The organism is Streptomyces yangpuensis (assembly GCF_001005295.1).
Classification (GTDB): Bacteria; Actinomycetota; Actinomycetes; order Streptomycetales; family Streptomycetaceae; genus Streptomyces; species Streptomyces yangpuensis.
Genome location: NZ_LBMK01000002.1, coordinates 1,825,097 through 1,840,569, shown reverse-complemented (window position 1 = coordinate 1,840,569; position 15,473 = coordinate 1,825,097). Strand labels below are relative to the sequence as shown.

Annotated in this window: 18 protein-coding genes; 7 read left to right on the top strand and 11 right to left on the bottom strand. The window is 72.5% G+C overall.

Annotated features, from left to right (window positions below):
- Nucleotides 1-163: 163 nt before the first annotated feature.
- Nucleotides 164-706: a GNAT family N-acetyltransferase gene (locus AAT21_RS13490; RefSeq protein WP_046776820.1), complete on the top strand. Its 543-nt coding sequence runs from the start codon at nt 164-166 to the stop codon at nt 704-706.
- Nucleotides 707-736: 30 nt separating this feature from the next.
- Here AAT21_RS13490 and ppk2 read toward each other — a convergent pair whose 3' ends face one another.
- Nucleotides 737-1,528, bottom strand: coding sequence for a polyphosphate kinase 2 (ppk2, locus tag AAT21_RS13485; protein WP_046777367.1), 792 nt, complete (start codon nt 1,526-1,528; stop codon nt 737-739).
- A gap of 376 nt (nt 1,529-1,904) precedes the next feature.
- Nucleotides 1,905-2,642: a DUF6193 family natural product biosynthesis protein gene (locus AAT21_RS13480; protein ID WP_046776819.1), complete on the bottom strand. Its 738-nt coding sequence runs from the start codon at nt 2,640-2,642 to the stop codon at nt 1,905-1,907.
- Between the two features lie 120 nt (nt 2,643-2,762).
- On the opposite strand from AAT21_RS13480, the gene AAT21_RS13475 reads away from it, so the two are divergent.
- Complete coding sequence (locus AAT21_RS13475) at nt 2,763-3,581, top strand: YwqG family protein (RefSeq protein WP_046777366.1); 819 nt, start codon at nt 2,763-2,765, stop codon at nt 3,579-3,581.
- 33 nt (nt 3,582-3,614) lie between these two features.
- Here the strand turns inward: AAT21_RS13475 and AAT21_RS13470 are convergent, their stop codons facing one another.
- The 4 genes from AAT21_RS13470 to AAT21_RS13455 form a co-directional block, all read right to left on the bottom strand.
- Nucleotides 3,615-3,890 carry a hypothetical protein gene (locus tag AAT21_RS13470; protein ID WP_052757762.1) on the bottom strand — a complete coding sequence of 92 codons (276 nt, stop codon included), beginning with the start codon at nt 3,888-3,890 and terminating at the stop codon, nt 3,615-3,617.
- A complete protein-coding gene (locus AAT21_RS13465) occupies nt 3,890-4,180 on the bottom strand; it encodes a hypothetical protein (RefSeq protein ID WP_200904379.1) in 291 nt (96 codons plus the stop codon). Before AAT21_RS13465 ends, AAT21_RS13470 begins: the two co-directional genes overlap by 1 nt.
- Nucleotides 4,181-4,261: 81 nt before the next feature.
- Entirely contained in the window at nt 4,262-4,459 is a 198-nt protein-coding gene (locus tag AAT21_RS13460; protein WP_046776818.1) for a hypothetical protein, read from the bottom strand.
- A 56-nt stretch (nt 4,460-4,515) separates the two neighbouring features.
- Complete coding sequence (locus AAT21_RS13455; RefSeq protein ID WP_157879678.1) at nt 4,516-5,754, bottom strand: tryptophan 2,3-dioxygenase family protein; 1,239 nt, start codon at nt 5,752-5,754, stop codon at nt 4,516-4,518.
- 175 nt (nt 5,755-5,929) lie between these two features.
- Between AAT21_RS13455 and AAT21_RS13450 the strand changes: the two genes are divergently transcribed.
- The gene (locus AAT21_RS13450; protein WP_046777363.1) at nt 5,930-6,436 is read left to right on the top strand and encodes a GNAT family N-acetyltransferase; all 507 of its coding nucleotides are present in this window, start codon (nt 5,930-5,932) and stop codon (nt 6,434-6,436) included.
- Here AAT21_RS13450 and AAT21_RS13445 read toward each other — a convergent pair.
- The 3 genes from AAT21_RS13445 to AAT21_RS13435 form a co-directional block, all read right to left on the bottom strand.
- On the bottom strand, nt 6,402-7,421 hold the full coding sequence (locus AAT21_RS13445) for an AraC family transcriptional regulator (RefSeq protein WP_046776816.1): 1,020 nt from the start codon (nt 7,419-7,421) through the stop codon (nt 6,402-6,404). The genes AAT21_RS13450 and AAT21_RS13445 overlap by 35 nt on opposite strands.
- A gap of 35 nt (nt 7,422-7,456) precedes the next feature.
- Entirely contained in the window at nt 7,457-8,305 is an 849-nt protein-coding gene (locus AAT21_RS13440; protein ID WP_046777362.1) for an NAD(P)H-binding protein, read from the bottom strand.
- A 97-nt stretch (nt 8,306-8,402) separates the two neighbouring features.
- Entirely contained in the window at nt 8,403-8,885 is a 483-nt protein-coding gene (locus tag AAT21_RS13435) for a barstar family protein (protein WP_052757761.1), read from the bottom strand.
- 234 nt (nt 8,886-9,119) lie between these two features.
- Between AAT21_RS13435 and AAT21_RS13430 the strand changes: the two genes are divergently transcribed.
- Entirely contained in the window at nt 9,120-9,626 is a 507-nt protein-coding gene (locus tag AAT21_RS13430) for a nuclear transport factor 2 family protein (protein ID WP_046776815.1), read from the top strand.
- Nucleotides 9,627-9,707: 81 nt separating this feature from the next.
- Complete coding sequence (locus AAT21_RS13425; RefSeq protein ID WP_046776814.1) at nt 9,708-10,301, top strand: NAD(P)H-dependent oxidoreductase; 594 nt, start codon at nt 9,708-9,710, stop codon at nt 10,299-10,301.
- A gap of 26 nt (nt 10,302-10,327) precedes the next feature.
- Here AAT21_RS13425 and AAT21_RS13420 read toward each other — a convergent pair whose 3' ends face one another.
- Both AAT21_RS13420 and AAT21_RS13415 read right to left on the bottom strand, forming a co-directional pair.
- Nucleotides 10,328-13,030, bottom strand: a complete 2,703-nt coding sequence (locus AAT21_RS13420; protein ID WP_063838110.1) for a glycoside hydrolase family 2 protein — start codon at nt 13,028-13,030, stop codon at nt 10,328-10,330.
- A gap of 426 nt (nt 13,031-13,456) precedes the next feature.
- Complete coding sequence (locus AAT21_RS13415; protein WP_046776813.1) at nt 13,457-13,807, bottom strand: DUF1398 family protein; 351 nt, start codon at nt 13,805-13,807, stop codon at nt 13,457-13,459.
- Between the two features lie 85 nt (nt 13,808-13,892).
- Between AAT21_RS13415 and AAT21_RS13410 the strand changes: the two genes are divergently transcribed.
- Entirely contained in the window at nt 13,893-14,630 is a 738-nt protein-coding gene (locus AAT21_RS13410; RefSeq protein ID WP_046777359.1) for a VOC family protein, read from the top strand.
- Nucleotides 14,631-14,883: 253 nt separating this feature from the next.
- Nucleotides 14,884-15,411, top strand: coding sequence for a hypothetical protein (locus tag AAT21_RS13405; RefSeq protein ID WP_052757760.1), 528 nt, complete (start codon nt 14,884-14,886; stop codon nt 15,409-15,411).
- Nucleotides 15,412-15,473: the final 62 nt, after the last annotated feature.

Genomic DNA, 15,473 nt, shown 5'->3' with positions numbered 1-15,473 from the left:
CGCCCCGTACCTCTCGGTAACTCCGGGCAAGGCTGTCGCCCCACCGCCCCCGCGTCAAGCACTCACCCCCAAGATCGTCCACGCTTCGGGTGCGCAGGGTGCGGCTGTCCGCGGTCGGCGGCCTCACGCCCGGCGAGGGGCCCGGAACCGTAGGCTGCGGGACATGACAGTGCTGTGCGGCGACGCCCTCGAACTCCGGCCCTCCGAACCCCACGACGTCCCCGGGCTGGCCGCGATCCGCGCCACTCCCGAGGTACGGGCCCGCTGGCGCGGCGGCGACGATCTCGTGGCCGATGTCGCGGAGGACCTGGCGGATCCCGGCACGCACTGCCTGACGATCTACCAGCAGGACCGGATCATCGGCATGATCCAGTGGCACGCCGAGGAAGACCCCGACTACCGGCACGCCGGCATCGACCTCTTCCTGGACCCTGCGGTACACGGCCGGGGGCTCGGCACCGACGCCGTCGCGACCCTCGCCCGGCACCTCGTCCACGAGGCCGGTTTCCACCGGCTCGTCATCGACCCGGCCGCCGACAACGCCGCCGCCATCCGCTGCTACACGAAGGTCGGCTTCCGGCCCGTCGGCATCATGCGGCAGTACGAACGCGGCGACGACGGCACCTGGCACGACGGCCTGCTGATGGACCTCCTCGCCGAGGAGCTGCACGACCCGTCGGCGGAGACGGACAGCAGCGCCGGCTGACGGACGGCCGGGAGGGGGTGGGTCGGGTCGTCAGTCGGTGAGGGTGGCGGCGTGGTCGGGGACGGGGTGCTGGAGGTCCTTGGGCGGGCGCACGTAGCCCGTCGACGCGGGGCGCGGCGGAAGGGTGATCGACGGCAGGGCCACGTCCTCGTAGGGGACCGAGGACAGCAGGTGGGCAATCATGTTCAGCCGCGCGCTGCGTTTGTCGTCGCTCTCGACCACGTACCAGGGGCAGTCCTCCGTGTCCGTGTGGACGAGCATCTCGTCCTTGGCCCGGGAGTACGCCTCCCAGCGGGTGAGGGACTCCAGGTCCATCGGGGAGATCTTCCAGCGCCGGAGCGGGTCCTCGGTACGGCGGCGGAAGCGGTCCTCCTGGACGGCGTCGCTGACGGAGAACCAGTACTTGCGGAGCAGGATCCCGTCCTCCACCAGCATGCGCTCGAAGATGGGGCACTGGCGCAGGAAGCGCTGGTGCTCCGCGGGGGTGCAGAAGCCCATCACGTGCTCCACTCCGGCGCGGTTGTACCAGCTGCGGTCGAAGAGCACGATCTCGCCGGCGGCCGGCAGGTGTTCCACGTAGCGCTGGAAGTACCACTGGCCGCGTTCGCGCTCCGTCGGCTTCGGCAGGGCCGCGATGCGGGCGATACGGGGGTTGAGGTGCTCGGCGACCCGCTTGATCGTTCCGCCTTTGCCCGCCGCGTCGCGGCCCTCGAAGACGACGACGAGTCGGGCGCCCTCCGTGCGGACCCATTCCTGGAGCTTGACCAGCTCCGTCTGCAGCCGCAGCAACTCCTGCTCGTAGACCGCCCTCTTGAGACCCATGGTGTCCGCCTCCCCGTCGTGGTCCGTGTTCCGGTGTGTCCTGTCGATCAATCAAGTCATTCAAGTCGGTCAAGTCAGTCACGGCGGGCACCCGAGCGCAACGACGCCGCCCCGGCCCGGGCGTGTCGGCGGCCGTCCGCCGGAGCGCCGTCCGCCGGAGGCTATCCGTCGGGCCAGTCGCCGTCGATCAGCTCGCGCAGCCGGTCAAGGTCCGGTGCCGTCCGGCCAGGGGCCATGAGGCCCGTCCGAAGAGCCGGTACGCCTCGCGCAGGGCCGCGGGCAGCCGGACGCCGAGTCCCGCTTCCGCCGCGGCCAGGTCTTTCCGCTCCGGTCCTTCCACACCTCGCGCGAGCGACGCCGCGGCAGCCGGCTCGGATCACTCCGCGGCACCGGCGACGGCGGCCCCGGTGCCGGCCGGCAGGTGGGCCACGGCCAGGCCTACGGCCTTCGCTGCCGTGGCGGCTTCACCGAGGCAGTCGCCGTGGGGGGAATCCCGGACGCGGTAGGGGTGCCCGTCGTGCGCCGGGCTGACCGCGATCACGGGAGGGCAGGGCGAGCCGGTGTGGGCGTTGAAGCCGAGCGTCCAGTGGCTGGAGAAGGGGTACAGCTGCCGCAGCCGCGGCTCCGCGTACGCCGCCTCGACGAGCAGGCCGAACTCCGGGAACTGCGGCTCGGCGGCGGCCTGTTCCCGTATCCGCCGCCACTGCACGTCCACCACCGCTGCCGGTCCGCGTTCGTGGGCCCCGGCGAGTTCGCCGAAGTGCAGGAACGGCAGCAGGGCGGTCAGCTCGGCGAGACCCTTCCCCGCTCCCCACGCCACGCCGGCGCGCACTACGTCGCGGAGGTCCGGGGTCTCTCCCGTGACCAGTTCGATCCCCGCGCTCCAGCCGGCCACGGCGAACCGGCGCCGGTCGGCCCCGGCCCGCACGGACAGCGGTCTCCGCCCGGGATGCGGGGCGGCGATGCCGGCCGATATCAGGGGCCCCCAGTCGCCGGGCACCACGGCGATCTCGGCCCCGAGTTCGGCGGCGACGCCCTCCAGGGCGGACGCGAGACCACCCGCGGCGACCAGGTCGGGATAAAGGACGGGATACGAGCCGGAGTGGGAGTTCACCCCCGCAGTCTGCCGTCCCGGAACCGCGGCCGGGAACCGCGGCCGGGAACCGTGGCGGGGAACGGCGGCCGGGAACCGCGGGCCCGCACCTGCGGCGACCGGGCGCGTAGCCTGTGGGCCATGACCCGCCGTACGCCACCCCGGCCCCTGGACGTCGAGCAGTTGTTCCCCGAGGTCGCGCCGTTCCGGCGGCAGGCGGTCCGGCTGCATCCGCGTGCGGGGAGTCCGACGTACCGGGACAGTTCGGTGGGCGGTCCGCTGCTGTGGCCGCAGGACGAGGCGTGGCCGGTGTGCCCGGAGCACCACGGGTCCGCGATGGTGCCGGTCGTGCAGGTCCACGCCGCCGACGCCCTGGGCCTCGTACCGTTCCCGACCGGCTGTGACCTCCTGCAAGTGCTGTGGTGTCCGCGGTCCCACGACGGATGCTGGGTGGCTCCGGAGGTCCACTGGCGGGACGCTGCGGCCGTCGCGAACGTCCGCGAGGCACCGGCGGTTCCCGCCGCGGACGTGTACGGCCATGTGCCGAGGCCCTGCGTCGTCCACCCGGAGCTGGTCACGGAGTACCCGAGCTGGGACCTGCCCGACGAGCTCTGGGACGCCCTGGAGTCGCGCTTCGAGCAGGTGGAGGCGGAGACCGGCTGGGACTACCACTACCACCTGTCCACCGCTCCGGGGACCAAGCTGGGCGGGTACCCCGGCTGGTGCCAGGATCCGCAGTGGCCGGACTGCTCCGTGTGCGGAGAGCAGATGGCCCACCTGCTGACGGTGGAGAGCTGGGAGGCCGACGCGGAGTCCCGGCGGACGTGGACCCCCGTCGAGGACCAGGATGTCCACTACGAAGCCACGGGCCTGATGCTCGGTGACGCGGGCGGGGTCTACCTCTTCGAGTGCCGGAGCTGCCCGGGGCGCCCGGTCAAGGAACGCTACGACTGTGCCTGAGCCCGGGGGCGTCGGCACACATGTGCCTGCGGGTCATGGTCCCGTCGGGGATACCGCGCGGACGTGCGCGGCCGAGAGGCGGAGCTCGTACGGCATGGCGCAGTCGGAGGAGAGGGTCGCGACGAGGGTTCCGCAGGCCGCGCACACCTGGCTCATGCCGCCGTCCGGGGCGGCTCCGCAGCAGGCCGGGGCCGCGTGCCGCAGCTCCAGGCCGTGCGCGTCGTCCGGGTTGACGACGATATTCCCCCGCGGGCCCCGCGACACCAGCGGCTGCCCGGCCGCGTTCCGGTACGTCCCGAGCCTCGGCATCACCGGTCCCGGGACCTGTCGGTGACCCGAAGCCCGCCGGATGCGAACAGGTCCTCCGCGGTGAGCAGGCCGTGCAGGAAGGCTCCGAGCGGGTCGGCGGGCCGCGGTGGGCGTCCCTCGTCGGGCTGCCGGTCGTTGCACGCGGCAACAGACATGACCGCTGTCCCCACCTCCGCCGGGGACAGCGCGCCGCTGAGCGGCAGGAAGCCGTACGGCTCCGCCTCGGCCACCGGCCAGAGGGCGAAGCCGCAGCACTGCTGGACCTCCAGGACCGGCTGCGCAATGATCACCTCGCCAGTCTGCCCGACGGCAGGATTGCCATCAGGACCGGCCCACCGGCCCCGGGGACGCGCGCCGGGGCGGCCGGGGTGTCAGGCCAGGCGGGTGCTGATCCGGTAGCGCATGTCGCCGGCCGCGCGGCGGATCTCCTCGGGCTGCCCGTCGCCTTCCAGCACCCCCAGCAGCACCATCAGCGCCCGCGCCTCGTCCGCGCTGATCAGCTTCAGGCGGGGCTCGGTGACCCCGTCGAGCAGTGCGTCCAGCAGGTCCACCACGTCGTCCATGTCCATGCCCAGACCAACGCCCGACGCCCCGGGGATGTCACCCGCCGGAAGGTCTACGCCGCTCAGCGGCTCGCGGGCAGCTGCCAGAACAGCCGGTTCTCCAGGGCTCCGGTCAGGTACGGGACGCCGTCGGTGTACCCGGATCCGTGCGCGTCGCCGAGCATCCGCGCAGCCAGGCCGCGATGGGCCGACTTCCACCGCTGGTGCCGGCCCTCCAGCCGGCCGAGCGCGGTGTCGAGGCGGTCCCATTCCGCCCGGTCGGGCCCTCCTCCGCGGCGGAGGTCGAGGTAGGCGCGGGTGACGGTGTCGTGGCCGGCCGCCCGCGCCTCGGCCCGTACGGCGGGCACGCTCGTGAAGGCGGCCGAGTGCAGCCGCGGGGCCGGCGGCACTCCGCAGAGGCTCTCGAAGCGCTTGTACTGCTCGGACTGGATGGCGCTGGCCCCCTGGGTGTAGTGGCGGAAGGCAGAGAAGTGTTCCGCGCGCATCGTGGCGACCGTGCGGAACAGTCCCGCGGCCCGCTCGAAGATCACCGCCGCGTCGTCTATTCGCTCGGCACTTTCTCCAGGACGTCCCGCCCTCAATGCGGAAACAGCCGATTTCACATGGTTCGCCATCGCCGTGAAGAGCATTTCATGGGCCTGGAGGATGCGGATGAAGAAGTATTCGTCGTGGAGTACGTAGACCGGCTGGACGGTGACGTCGAACCACGCCCAGCCTTCTGTGGCCGGGGGCCCGGGCAGGCGGTCGGTGAGTTCCCGCAGCCGGGACCCGGGAATTCCGTCCAGGCGTGACGGCAGGTCGCCGGCCTCCGCCCCGCCGGGGCCCGCGGCCACGAACCTCAGGGCGTGCCGCAGCCGCGTCCGGACCGTCGCCGCGTCCGGCCGGCCCCGGCCGGGGCCCTCCCGCGACCCGGTCGCGGCCCCGGCCTCGAAGCGGACGACATCGGCCATGAGCAGGGTGGCCATCCGCTCCGCGCTCCGTACGGAATTCCGCCCGTCCAGGAGCAGCTCCAGAACCGGCAGCGAAAGGTACGTGCGATTCCAGAAGCGGTTCTCGTGTTTGTCCAGGACACAGTCGAGAAAAGTATCGAGGAACGGGAGGTCCGCCGCATTCCGGTCACGGATTTTCCTCAGCCTTATCAGCATGTGTTCCGGCAGGAAGTGTTTTCCCGTCCGTCGCACGTGGTCGTTGACGGACCGGGCCAGGGCGAGGCCGTCGGATTCCACCGGTACGCGGTCGGCGGCCACCCAGCGTCTTGCCGCCCGTAGGGCCGACGCATACCGCTCGTCCTGAGGAGTCATCGCCACTCACCTCTCCCGTGCCGCTGTGCGGCGGCGCTGACCTCCACCAGACAGGACTGCGGGGCCGCCGGTCATGTCTCGGACATTCGTGTCTTGACAGCGGCAGGAGCAGTACCCCTCCGAAGGGCTTCCCGGGTGGGGCAGCGGGGGGCGCTAGGGTGACGTCATGCCCGCCATGATCGTCCCGCCGCAGCGGACCCTGCGAACGGAACCCGTCACCGCCGACAACTTCGACGCGGTGTGTGCCGTGCAAGTGCGCCCCGATCAGACGCACTTGGTGTCCCCCGTCGTGAAGTCCCTTGCCGAGGCGTACGTCCACCCCACTTGCGCCTGGCCGCGCGCCGTCGTCGACGGAGACGATGTCGTCGGCTTCGTGATGGCCTTCCACGACATCGTCTGGGACCCGGCGGCCGACCCGGCAGACCGGCGCAGCGGCATCTGGCGCCTCAACATCGACGCCGGCCACCAGGGCAAGGGCTACGGCCGCTTCGCCGTGCGTTCCGTCGTCGACGAGATCCGCCGCCGAGGGTCCCACGCGGCGGTCCACGTCAGCTGGCACCTCGGCCCCGGCAGTCCCGAACCCTTCTACCTGGGACTCGGGTTCACCCCCACCGGCGAACTCAGCGGTGACGAACGGGTGGGCGTTCTCACCCTCGCCCCGGCCGCACCTCCGGCGGGCTGAGGACCACCGTTCCCCCGGGCCCCGGCGCCAGCCCCGCCCCGGGCCCGGACCCGCCCGCACGGAAGGCCTGGGGGCTCATCCCCCGGACCCGTTTGAAGGCCGCCGACAGGGCGAAGGCGCTGCCGTAACCGACCCGGCGGGCCACCCTCTCGACCGTAGCGTCCGGCTCACGCAGCATGTCCGCCGCCAGCGCGAGCCGCCAGCCCGTCAGATAGCCGACGGGCGGCTCCCCCATCACCTCCCTGAACCGGCGGGCCAACTGCGCCCGTGACACCCCGACCCGTACGGCCAGTTCCGCCACGGTCCACGCGTGCGCCGGGCTCTCGTGCAGCAGCCGCAGCGCCGGGCCGACCACCGGATCGCTCTGGGCGCGGAACCAGGCGGGCGCGCTCGAACCGGCCGCCGACGGCCACGCCCGCAGGACCCCGATCAGGAGCAGGTCCAACAGCCGGTCCAGCACCACCTCCTGGCCCGGCTCCTCGCTGGAGATCTCGGAGGCGAGCAGGTCGATCAGCGTCGCGTCCGCGGCCTTCGCCGGCCTGACCAGGATCTTCGGCAGTGCGCCCAGCAGCCGGCGGCCGATCTCGCTCGGCGCCTGATAGGTGCCGCTGAGCATCACCGCCGAACCGGCGTGCTGGTGGGCGGCTCCCCAGGTCCGCACCCCCAGCGCCATGGAGTCCGTGACGTCCTCCCCCTCCGGTGTGCTGCACCGCTGGTCCGCTCCCACCGTCACCGTCACCGGTGTGTCCGGGGAGTCGGCCACCGTGTACGGGTCGGGCCCGCGCACCAACGCCACGTCGCCCGGGGCGACCGGTACCGGCTCTCCCCCGTCGGGCAGCAGCCACGCGGAACCGCGCACCATCGTCGCGATCGACAGCGGAGCGCGGTCCTCGATCCGCATGGCCCACGGCGGGTTGAGGACGGACTTGAGGAGGAAGGCCCCCCGGGCCTGGGGGCCTTCGAGCAGGCCGGTCAACATGTCCATGCGTACATCTTCTCCACCACCGCGCTCCCGGCCGGTCAGGCGGAAGGGACGTCCCAGACGCCGGTGGCCGCCGCCTCGCGGGCGAAGTCCGCGAAGTCCCTGGGCGGGCGGCCCAGGACCTCCTCGACCCCGTGGACGAGGTGCGCGTTGCGCCCGTCCACGATCAGGGTGAACAATTCGGCGAAGTCCTCCGGGACACCGTGCTCCCGCAGTTCCGCGCGGTAGGCCTCGTCCGTGACCGGTACGTAGACGATCTCCCGGCCGGTGACCTGCGACAGCTCGGCTGCGACGTCGGCGAAGCTCATGAGCCGGGGGCCCGACAGCTCGTAGGTCCTGCCGATGTGCCGGTCGTCGGTCAGCGCGGCCACCACCACGTCGGCGATGTCCTCGGTGTCGACGAACGCCTCGACCCCGTCCGCGGTCGGCAGGGCGATCACCCCGGCCCGTACCGGCTCCAGGAAGAAGCTCTCGTCGAAGTTCTGGTTGAACCAACTGGCCCGGACGACCGTCCAGTCGGCCCCGGACGCCTTCAGCTTCTCCTCGCTGAGCTGCGCGGCCTCCTCTCCCCGCCCGGACAGCAGCACGAGGCGGCGGGCCCCGGCGGCGACCGCGGCCTCGGCGAAGGCGCCCACCTGCTCGGGGGCACCCGGGAAGGCGAGGTCGGGGTAGTAGGTCACGTACACCCGGCCGACGCCCTCCAGTGCCGGGAGCCAGGTGGTGGGCTCGTTCCAGTCGAAGGCCGGCGTCCCGCTGCGGGACCCGACCCGGACGGGCCGGCCCTGGGCCGTCAGCTTCTCGGCGACCTTGCGGCCGGTCTTGCCGTTCCCACCGATGACGAGGGTGAGGGCCCGGGTGTCGCTCTTCGTCGTGTTCGTCGAGTTCATCGAGTTCGTCGTGTCCGTCGTGTTCGTCATGCCCTCAGTCAAGTCGAACGGCCCGAGACGCGACATAGCCGAAACGCTCATCCGCATACGCGAGCGTCTACGAGGGCGACGCGGTCACCTCTGCCCAGCACGACTGCAGCTGTTCCCGGAGGGACGGCACGGTTCCGGCGTCGCAGTACAGGACCAGCACGAGCCTGCCGAGCTCGACACCGTCGGGCTTCCGCGTGTACGACCAGCGCCTCCCGGCGCGCAGCAAGGCCCTGAACAGCACCAGCCGCTCGTCGGGATCGTCCGGGAGTGCCTCGTCGGCTGCCTCCACGATCAGTACGCGGTGCTCCGCGGGCAGCCAGTGCAGGTCACGGAGGCAGTCGTGCAGGGCGTTCCAGTTCCACCCGAAGTAGTCGGGCAGCCGCAGTCCGTCGTAGAAGCTCTGGAAAACGCCGTCGAGGTCGGCCATCTCCCGGCCGTCGACCCGCGCCACGTACGTCGTGCCCGTCGCGGGCAGCAGAAGATCGACGGGGAGGGCACCCCCTGCCGCAATCACGTGCAGCCAGGGCGGGTCGTGCACCACGGCTCTCATCCCCTCCTCCTCGGACCGCCGTTGACGGCGTTGAACTGCGCAGTCTAGAGCGCAACCGGACCGCGGGGTTGTGGACGGGGGTGGACAGTGGTGGGCAGTCTCCGGCGCGGTGGGGGGCTGGAGAGTGGACAGCGCTCGACGCGACCGTGTGTGACGGGTGCCGGTCGAACGCGCCGACGTGTTCGACCGGCACCCGCCTCCGCGCAACCATCCCCTCCTCGAAGGAGTCCCGTCATGACGTCCCGCCAGCTCCTTACCGTCGGCGTGCTGACCGCCGCCGCGGCGCTCTGCGCCACCGCCTCCGCCGCCCATGCCGCGCAGGACACAGGCCGACCTGCGCCGAGGATCGTCACCGCCTGGGCCGACGCCTGGAACGGCACCGATCCCCGGGCCCTCGGCGCCCTGTTCACCGCCGACGGCACGTACACCGACGAGGCCGTGGCCGTCACCTTCCGTGGCCGCAAGGAGATCTCCGGGTGGAAGGCCCGCGCCGACTCCCTCATCGACAACGTCCACGTCACCGTCCGCACCACCCGTGTCGAGGGGCACCGCGTCACCGTCCGCGCCGTGTATTCCGGCCACCTCAAGGGCGCGCCCAAGCCGTTCGCCGTACCGATGACGACCATCCTCGACCTCGACAGGAACCGCTGCCGCATCACCTCCGACAAGGACCACTACAGCCTGGCCACCGTCCTCAGCCAGTCCGGCCTCCCGGCCGACTGGACCCCGCCCGTCGGCTGATCCCACCTGGGCCACGGTGGGCCGTCGGTGGCGGTCGGGGACAATGGGCCACGGCCGGGGTCGACCGGGGGGGAACGGATCATGCGTGTCGGGGTGTACCTCGCTCATCCGCGGGCGGGCAGTTTCAACCATGCGGTGTTCGACGCCGTCGTGGAGGAGCTGCAGGAGCGGGGGTGTCGGGTGGTCGCGCACGATCTGTACGCCGAAGGCTTTCCGCCCCTGCTGTCCGCCGCGGAGACGGGCACCGTCTTCGCGGCCGCGAGCGCGGACGATCCGCGCGTGGCTCAGCACCGGCGGGAGGTGGCCGGGCTCGACGCCCTGGTGTTCGTCCACCCGAACTGGTGGGGCATGCCGCCGGCCGTCCTGACGGGCTGGGTCCAGCGCGTCCTCGTACCCGGCGTGGCCTACAAGCTGGGTACCGCCGACGGCGAGCCCGCCGGGCTGCTGTCGGCCGGCCGGGCCCTCGTGCTGAACACCTCCGACACCCCGGGCGAGCGTGAGGAGAGCGAGTTCGGCGACCCGCTCCAGCGGATCTGGGCCGCGTGTGTCCTGCCGTACGTGGGAGTCGCCGACGTACGCCGGGTGGTCTTCCGTACCGTCACCGACTCCACCGACGAGACCCGCCGGGCCTGGCTCCTTCAGGCCCGGCGGGAGGCCGCCGCGCTGGTGGCCTGACCCCCTGCCGCGGGGCCGGGCCGCCGTCAGGCCGCCGGGATCGTCGACGTCGGCGTGTTCCAGCCGGAGATCCGCAGCCGGGGCGCGCTGCCGTGCAGGTCCGCGGTCCGGTACGTCGCCGTCAGCGTGACCGACTCCCCCGGCCAGAGGCTGACCTGATTGTCGGTCCACCGCACGGGCAGCACCGGTGTTCCCTGCTCCCCCACCAGGTGGACGTCCGTGAGCAGGGCCGGGGTGCCGCCGGTGCCCGCGTGGCGCAGGGTCACGGTTGTCGTGGACGTCCCGGAGGCGCCGGCCGTCGTCGAGGCCGTGGCGGCGACCGCCGTCCGCGGCATCGCGGCCAGCCCGCGCAGGTCGGCGTAGGAGGTGGTGGGCGTGTGGTACCAGTCGCTGCGCTCGTGGTCGAGGACGTCCTCCTCGGTGGAGAGCCAGTAGACGTTACGGCTCACCTCCCGTCCGGCGGCGTCGGTGAGCAGCAGCCTGGCCAGGTACGTGGTGGGCAGGCCCGGCACCGACTCGGGAACCGTGAGCACGGTGCTGCTCGCGCCGTCGGCGGCGACGCTCAGGCCGGTCGCCGTGCGGTCGTACTTCTGTGTGCCGTCGGGGGCGAAGAGCGTCACCCGGGCGGTCAGTCCGGAGGCGGGCGCGGTGCGGTTGTTGACGACCGTCACGGAGCGGTCGTCGTAGCCGTACTGGACGTGCAGGGGTTCGTTCGCCTTCTTCGCGCCGAAGTAGGCGCCGCCCTGGTCGAGGTAGCGGTCCACGAGCTGCCAGTGGAGCGAGGTCCAGCCGCTGTTGAACATCCAGTAGACGACGCCCGTCGACGGGTCCGAGGGATCCTTGGCGTTGCGGGCGTACGCCTCGAACTGCGCGCGTACGTTCTCGTACTGGGCGAGCTGCGCCTTGCGTACGTAGTCCTCCAGGCTCGCCGGGGCTCCGTAGCGGGCAGTGAGGGCGGCGTCGTAGAGCTCCAGCGTGTCGAAGGTGGCGGACGGGGAGCGGTGGTACTGGGGGGCGGTCGGGTCCTTCCACAGGGTTTCGAGTTCGGCCGGGGTCATCATGCGACGCAGGGTGTCGAGGGTCGGGATGTCGGGGCCGGCGCTGGTCTCGGAATTGAAACCGCTCGCCCCTCCCTCGCGCTTGTCGTACCAGTAGCCCGGCGGGACCCAGTCGTACGGTCCGGTCATCTTCATGCCGGAGCGGCCGGTGATCGGGGACGAGGTGTCGGAGGCGGCGGGGATCACCGGGGCGGTCCAGTCGGCGGCTTTCAGCGCGTCGAGGTAGCCGCGTTCGATCTCCTCGTTCGGTGCGGCGTCACTGCCGATCAGGAAGGAGATGACGCTGGGGTGGTGGCGCAGCCGGGCGGCCTCGGCGGCCATCGAGGCCCGGGCCACGGAGTGGTCGGCGGTGGTCCAACGTTCGCCGGAGCCTGAGCGGTTGGTCTCGCCCTCCCATTTGGTGCAGCACTCCCAGCCGGGGAGGGTGAGGATGCCGTGCCGGTCGGCGAGGTCGAAGAACTCGTCGGGCTCGATGTGTCCTTCCAGGCGCAGGGTGTTCAGGCCGAGGTCGAGGGCGTACTTCAGACGGTCCTCGGTGTAGGTCGAGTCCCAGCGGAGGAACTCGTCGGGGGACCAGCCGCCGCCCTTGACGAGGAGGGGGCGGCCGTTGATCTCGTACTGGCGGGCGCCGTCCGCGTTGAGGGGTGCGCGTACGTCGCGGATGCCGAAGGCCTGGTGGGCGGTGTCGGAGGGGGTGGTGTTCACGGTGGCCGTGAGGTCGAGCGCGTACATCGGCTGCCCGCCCATCTGGGCCGGCCACCACACGCGGGGCGATTCCAGCCGCAGCGCCGGGTGTTCGGCGGGTGCGAAGACCACCGCCCGGGTCTCGTGGGGGGCCAGCGTGACACTGCGGCCGAAGGGCGCGCCGCCGCTGACGGTGCCGGACAGGGTCGTGGTGACGGTGACGTCGGAGTCATTGCGCAGCCGGGCCTTGACGGTGAGGTCGGCGGACGCCATGGACGGCATGGCGAGGGCCGTCACCACGTGGGCGTCGCGCAGGGCGACGGGTCCGGCACGGCGGACGGTGACGTCGCGGACGATGCCCATGTTCTGGTCCGGGGGCGGTTGCAGCCAGTCGAGCCAGCCCATGGTGAGGTGCTTGCGCGGATTGTTGGGCTGGATCCGGAAGGCGACGGTATTGGTTCCGGGCCTGACGAGGGCGGTGACGTCGAACTCGTGGCGGGTGTAGGCGCCGGTGACCGTGCCGGTGGTGGCGATCCGGTGTCCGTTGACGTAGACGTCGGCGGCGGAGATGACGCCGCTGAGGTCCAGGTGGGTACGGGCCGTCGTGTCGGCGAGGGTGAAGTCGGAGCGGTACCACCAGGGCACGGTGAAGTCCGCGGCGGGGATCAGCTTCTGCCGGGTGGAGTGGAAGGGGTCCGGGTACACGCCCGCGGCGAGCAGCGCGGCGAGGACGGTGGACCGGGGGCCCGCGGGATACCAGCCGGTGGCCGGATAGCCGGGGCTGGACACGGCTTCGGCCGTGTCGGTGACCTTGGCGGTGGACTGGACGGCGTAGCCCGAGAGAGGGGTCGCGCTGCCGGGCGCGTCGGGCACGGCGGTCGTCGGCGCCGTGGCCGACGGCGTACGGGGTACCGACCCGGGGGCGGGTACGGCGGGGGCCGCCGCGCCGGAGGTGCCCGCGGTGAGGAGGAGCGCCAGGCCGGCCACGGCGAGGGCGACGGCCCGCGTGCGGTGGCGGCGGTGGTGGTGGCCGTGGGGTCGGTGCGGGCGGTGGCGGCCATGGAGTCGGTGCGGGCGGTGGCGGCAGGGGTGGGCGAGTCGGCGGAGCACGGGGCCTCCCGCGGGACCGGGCCCGGAATCGGGCGCGGCCGACGGCGGGCGCGGCTGATCCGTGGGCTGCTCATCGGAGTGGGGCGTCCCGCCCGCTGCGCGGCGGCCGGGCCGGAGGGGACCGAGTCTGCCACGGGCGCGACCGCGTGCGGTGGCGACAGCCCGCGGGGCGCCGAAGGTTCCCCCGCCGCACCTTCTCCGGCCACCTTGTCCCGCCGCCGCTTCTCCCGCCGTGCCGCTTCCCGTACGCCGTTCGCCCTGCGGCCCGCGCCCAGCCCCGCGAGCCCCGGGCCCGCGCCCCGCTCAGGGGAGCACGACGGCTGGATAGTCCTCGGTGTAGGACGCGCCGTCCGCCCCGTAGTAGGTGCAGGTGCGGGCGGCGGTGTCGACGTCGTACCGGACGATGCCCGCAGCCCAGCGGCCGCGGACGAACTCGCGGAACGTCGTCTCCCCGGACTGGTCCGCACGCAGCGCCGCGATCAGGCCGGCCCGGGCGAACGGCGGTGCCACAGCGAAGCCGGTGACGAGCGGCTCGCCCTGGACGACAGCGTTTCCGTGCTCGGTCAGGCAGGGGAAGCCGCCGACCCTGGGCCGGGCGGCCGCACCTCGCTCCCTGGCGGCCTGCAGACGACTGATCGCATCCGTGTCATTCATGACATCATGACGCCAAACAGACAACATATTGCCTAATGCTGTTAAGTCGCAGCCCCGACCTGCGACAGCTTTTATGATCTTCGGCATGGCTACGAGACTCGTGCAGATCAACATGAAGGCCCACGACGACTCCGCGCTCGGCCGGTTCTGGGCGGAGGCACTCGGGTGGGGCATCGACAGCGAGGGGCCCGGCGTGACGAACCTCGAACCCGTGGGCTTCACCTACCCCGACCCCAGCGCCGTCTGCATCGACCTCATCGCCCGCCCGGAACCCAAGACGGGGAAGAACCGGGTGCACCTCGATCTGGCCACCACCTCCGCGGCCCACCAGGCGGAGCTGGTCGCGCGCCTGCGCGAGCTGGGCGCGACGCTCGCCGACGTGGGGCAGGGCGACGTCCCCTGGACGGTCATGGCCGACCCGGAGGGCAACGAGTTCTGCGTCCTGGAACCCCGTCCGGTCTACGAGGGCACCGGGCCGATCGCCGCGGTGGTGGTCGACTGTGCCGACCCGCGGGCGATGGCCCGGTTCTGGGACGAGGCGATGGACTGGAAGCTCCACGAGGTCACCGACGACGGGGCGACCATGCGTTCCGCCCAAGGCGTCGGCCCCTACCTGGAGTTCGTCCGCACCCCCGACACCAAGAGCGGGTGGAACCGCGTGCACCTCGACATCAGCCCCTACCGCGGCGACGACCTGGCGGTAGAGGAGGCCCGGCTGCGCGCCCTGGGCGCCACGGACCCCGGTATCGACCAGTCCGCGATCTCCTGGAGGATTCTGGCCGACCCGGAGGGCAACGAGTTCTGCCTCCTCTCCCCTCGCTGACCCTCGTCGGCCCCGGCCGTCCCCCGCCGGCCCTCGCCGGTGCCCACTGACCCTGCGCGGGCGGCCGCCCGCCCGACCCGCCCCGCGCGGCTCGGGCGGCCTGCCCTCCAGGCAGCGAGGCACTCGCCGCACGACTGTCGCACCTGGACGCGCATGCGGAAGGGGCTATCCGCGTCGTCGCGTTCCACGGCATGCCGATCCACCGGCGGGTGGACCTGATCGCACCGGCCCGGTCCTCGGCGGGGCCGGCCGAATGCGCGGCCGGGGTCCGGCTGCACGGTACGGGGCGGGTGGTGCGCGTCTCGCCCGACGGAACGGACGCGTCCGCCCCGCCCCGCCCGGACCCGCGTCCACCACCGCGCCCATCACCCTGGACGAGGAGGAGATCGGCGCGCTCCGGCTGGAGCGCACCGGCCCTCCCCGCCTTCCGCTGGACCGGGTCGCCGCCCTGCTCTGCCCGGGCCGCCCGGTGAAGGCCGCGCCCCTCGCCGACGCCGGCATCCTGGTCACCGCCACCGATACCGACACCGCCGCCGATTCCGCCTCGTCGCAGTCGGACCTGCTCCCCGCAGGGGTCCGCGCGGGCGTGGGCGCCGCCGGAGAACCGGTGCGGTCCTGGCGGGAGGCCCGTACGGCCCTCCGCTTCACGGCCGAGCGCCGGCCGGCCGTCCGCTACGCCGACCTGGGCGCGCTGCTGGCCGAGATACCCGAGGACGTCGCGCGCGCCCACCACGACGTGGCCGCGCTCGCCCTCATCGCGTGGCGAATGCCGGACAACTGACACAACAAGGACCCGTGCCACAAGAATTGTTGAATGTTGCCACAATGGCCGGGAATATTCGC

What these genes read in the sequence shown, in the direction of transcription:
- AAT21_RS13490 (WP_046776820.1), top strand. Translation starts at nt 164, where the DNA reads ATGACAGTGCTGTGCGGCGACGCCCTCGAACTCCGGCCCTCCGAACCC.
- ppk2 (WP_046777367.1), bottom strand. Translation starts at nt 1,528, where the DNA reads ATGGGTCTCAAGAGGGCGGTCTACGAGCAGGAGTTGCTGCGGCTGCAG.
- AAT21_RS13475 (WP_046777366.1), top strand. Translation starts at nt 2,763, where the DNA reads ATGACCCGCCGTACGCCACCCCGGCCCCTGGACGTCGAGCAGTTGTTC.
- AAT21_RS13470 (WP_052757762.1), bottom strand. Translation starts at nt 3,890, where the DNA reads ATGCCGAGGCTCGGGACGTACCGGAACGCGGCCGGGCAGCCGCTGGTG.
- AAT21_RS13460 (WP_046776818.1), bottom strand. Translation starts at nt 4,459, where the DNA reads ATGGACATGGACGACGTGGTGGACCTGCTGGACGCACTGCTCGACGGG.
- AAT21_RS13455 (WP_157879678.1), bottom strand. Translation starts at nt 5,754, where the DNA reads ATGACTCCTCAGGACGAGCGGTATGCGTCGGCCCTACGGGCGGCAAGA.
- AAT21_RS13450 (WP_046777363.1), top strand. Translation starts at nt 5,930, where the DNA reads ATGATCGTCCCGCCGCAGCGGACCCTGCGAACGGAACCCGTCACCGCC.
- AAT21_RS13445 (WP_046776816.1), bottom strand. Translation starts at nt 7,421, where the DNA reads ATGGACATGTTGACCGGCCTGCTCGAAGGCCCCCAGGCCCGGGGGGCC.
- AAT21_RS13440 (WP_046777362.1), bottom strand. Translation starts at nt 8,305, where the DNA reads ATGAACTCGACGAACACGACGAAGAGCGACACCCGGGCCCTCACCCTC.
- AAT21_RS13435 (WP_052757761.1), bottom strand. Translation starts at nt 8,885, where the DNA reads ATGAGAGCCGTGGTGCACGACCCGCCCTGGCTGCACGTGATTGCGGCA.
- AAT21_RS13430 (WP_046776815.1), top strand. Translation starts at nt 9,120, where the DNA reads ATGACGTCCCGCCAGCTCCTTACCGTCGGCGTGCTGACCGCCGCCGCG.
- AAT21_RS13425 (WP_046776814.1), top strand. Translation starts at nt 9,708, where the DNA reads ATGCGTGTCGGGGTGTACCTCGCTCATCCGCGGGCGGGCAGTTTCAAC.
- AAT21_RS13415 (WP_046776813.1), bottom strand. Translation starts at nt 13,807, where the DNA reads ATGAATGACACGGATGCGATCAGTCGTCTGCAGGCCGCCAGGGAGCGA.
- AAT21_RS13410 (WP_046777359.1), top strand. Translation starts at nt 13,893, where the DNA reads ATGGCTACGAGACTCGTGCAGATCAACATGAAGGCCCACGACGACTCC.
- AAT21_RS13405 (WP_052757760.1), top strand. Translation starts at nt 14,884, where the DNA reads ATGCGCGGCCGGGGTCCGGCTGCACGGTACGGGGCGGGTGGTGCGCGT.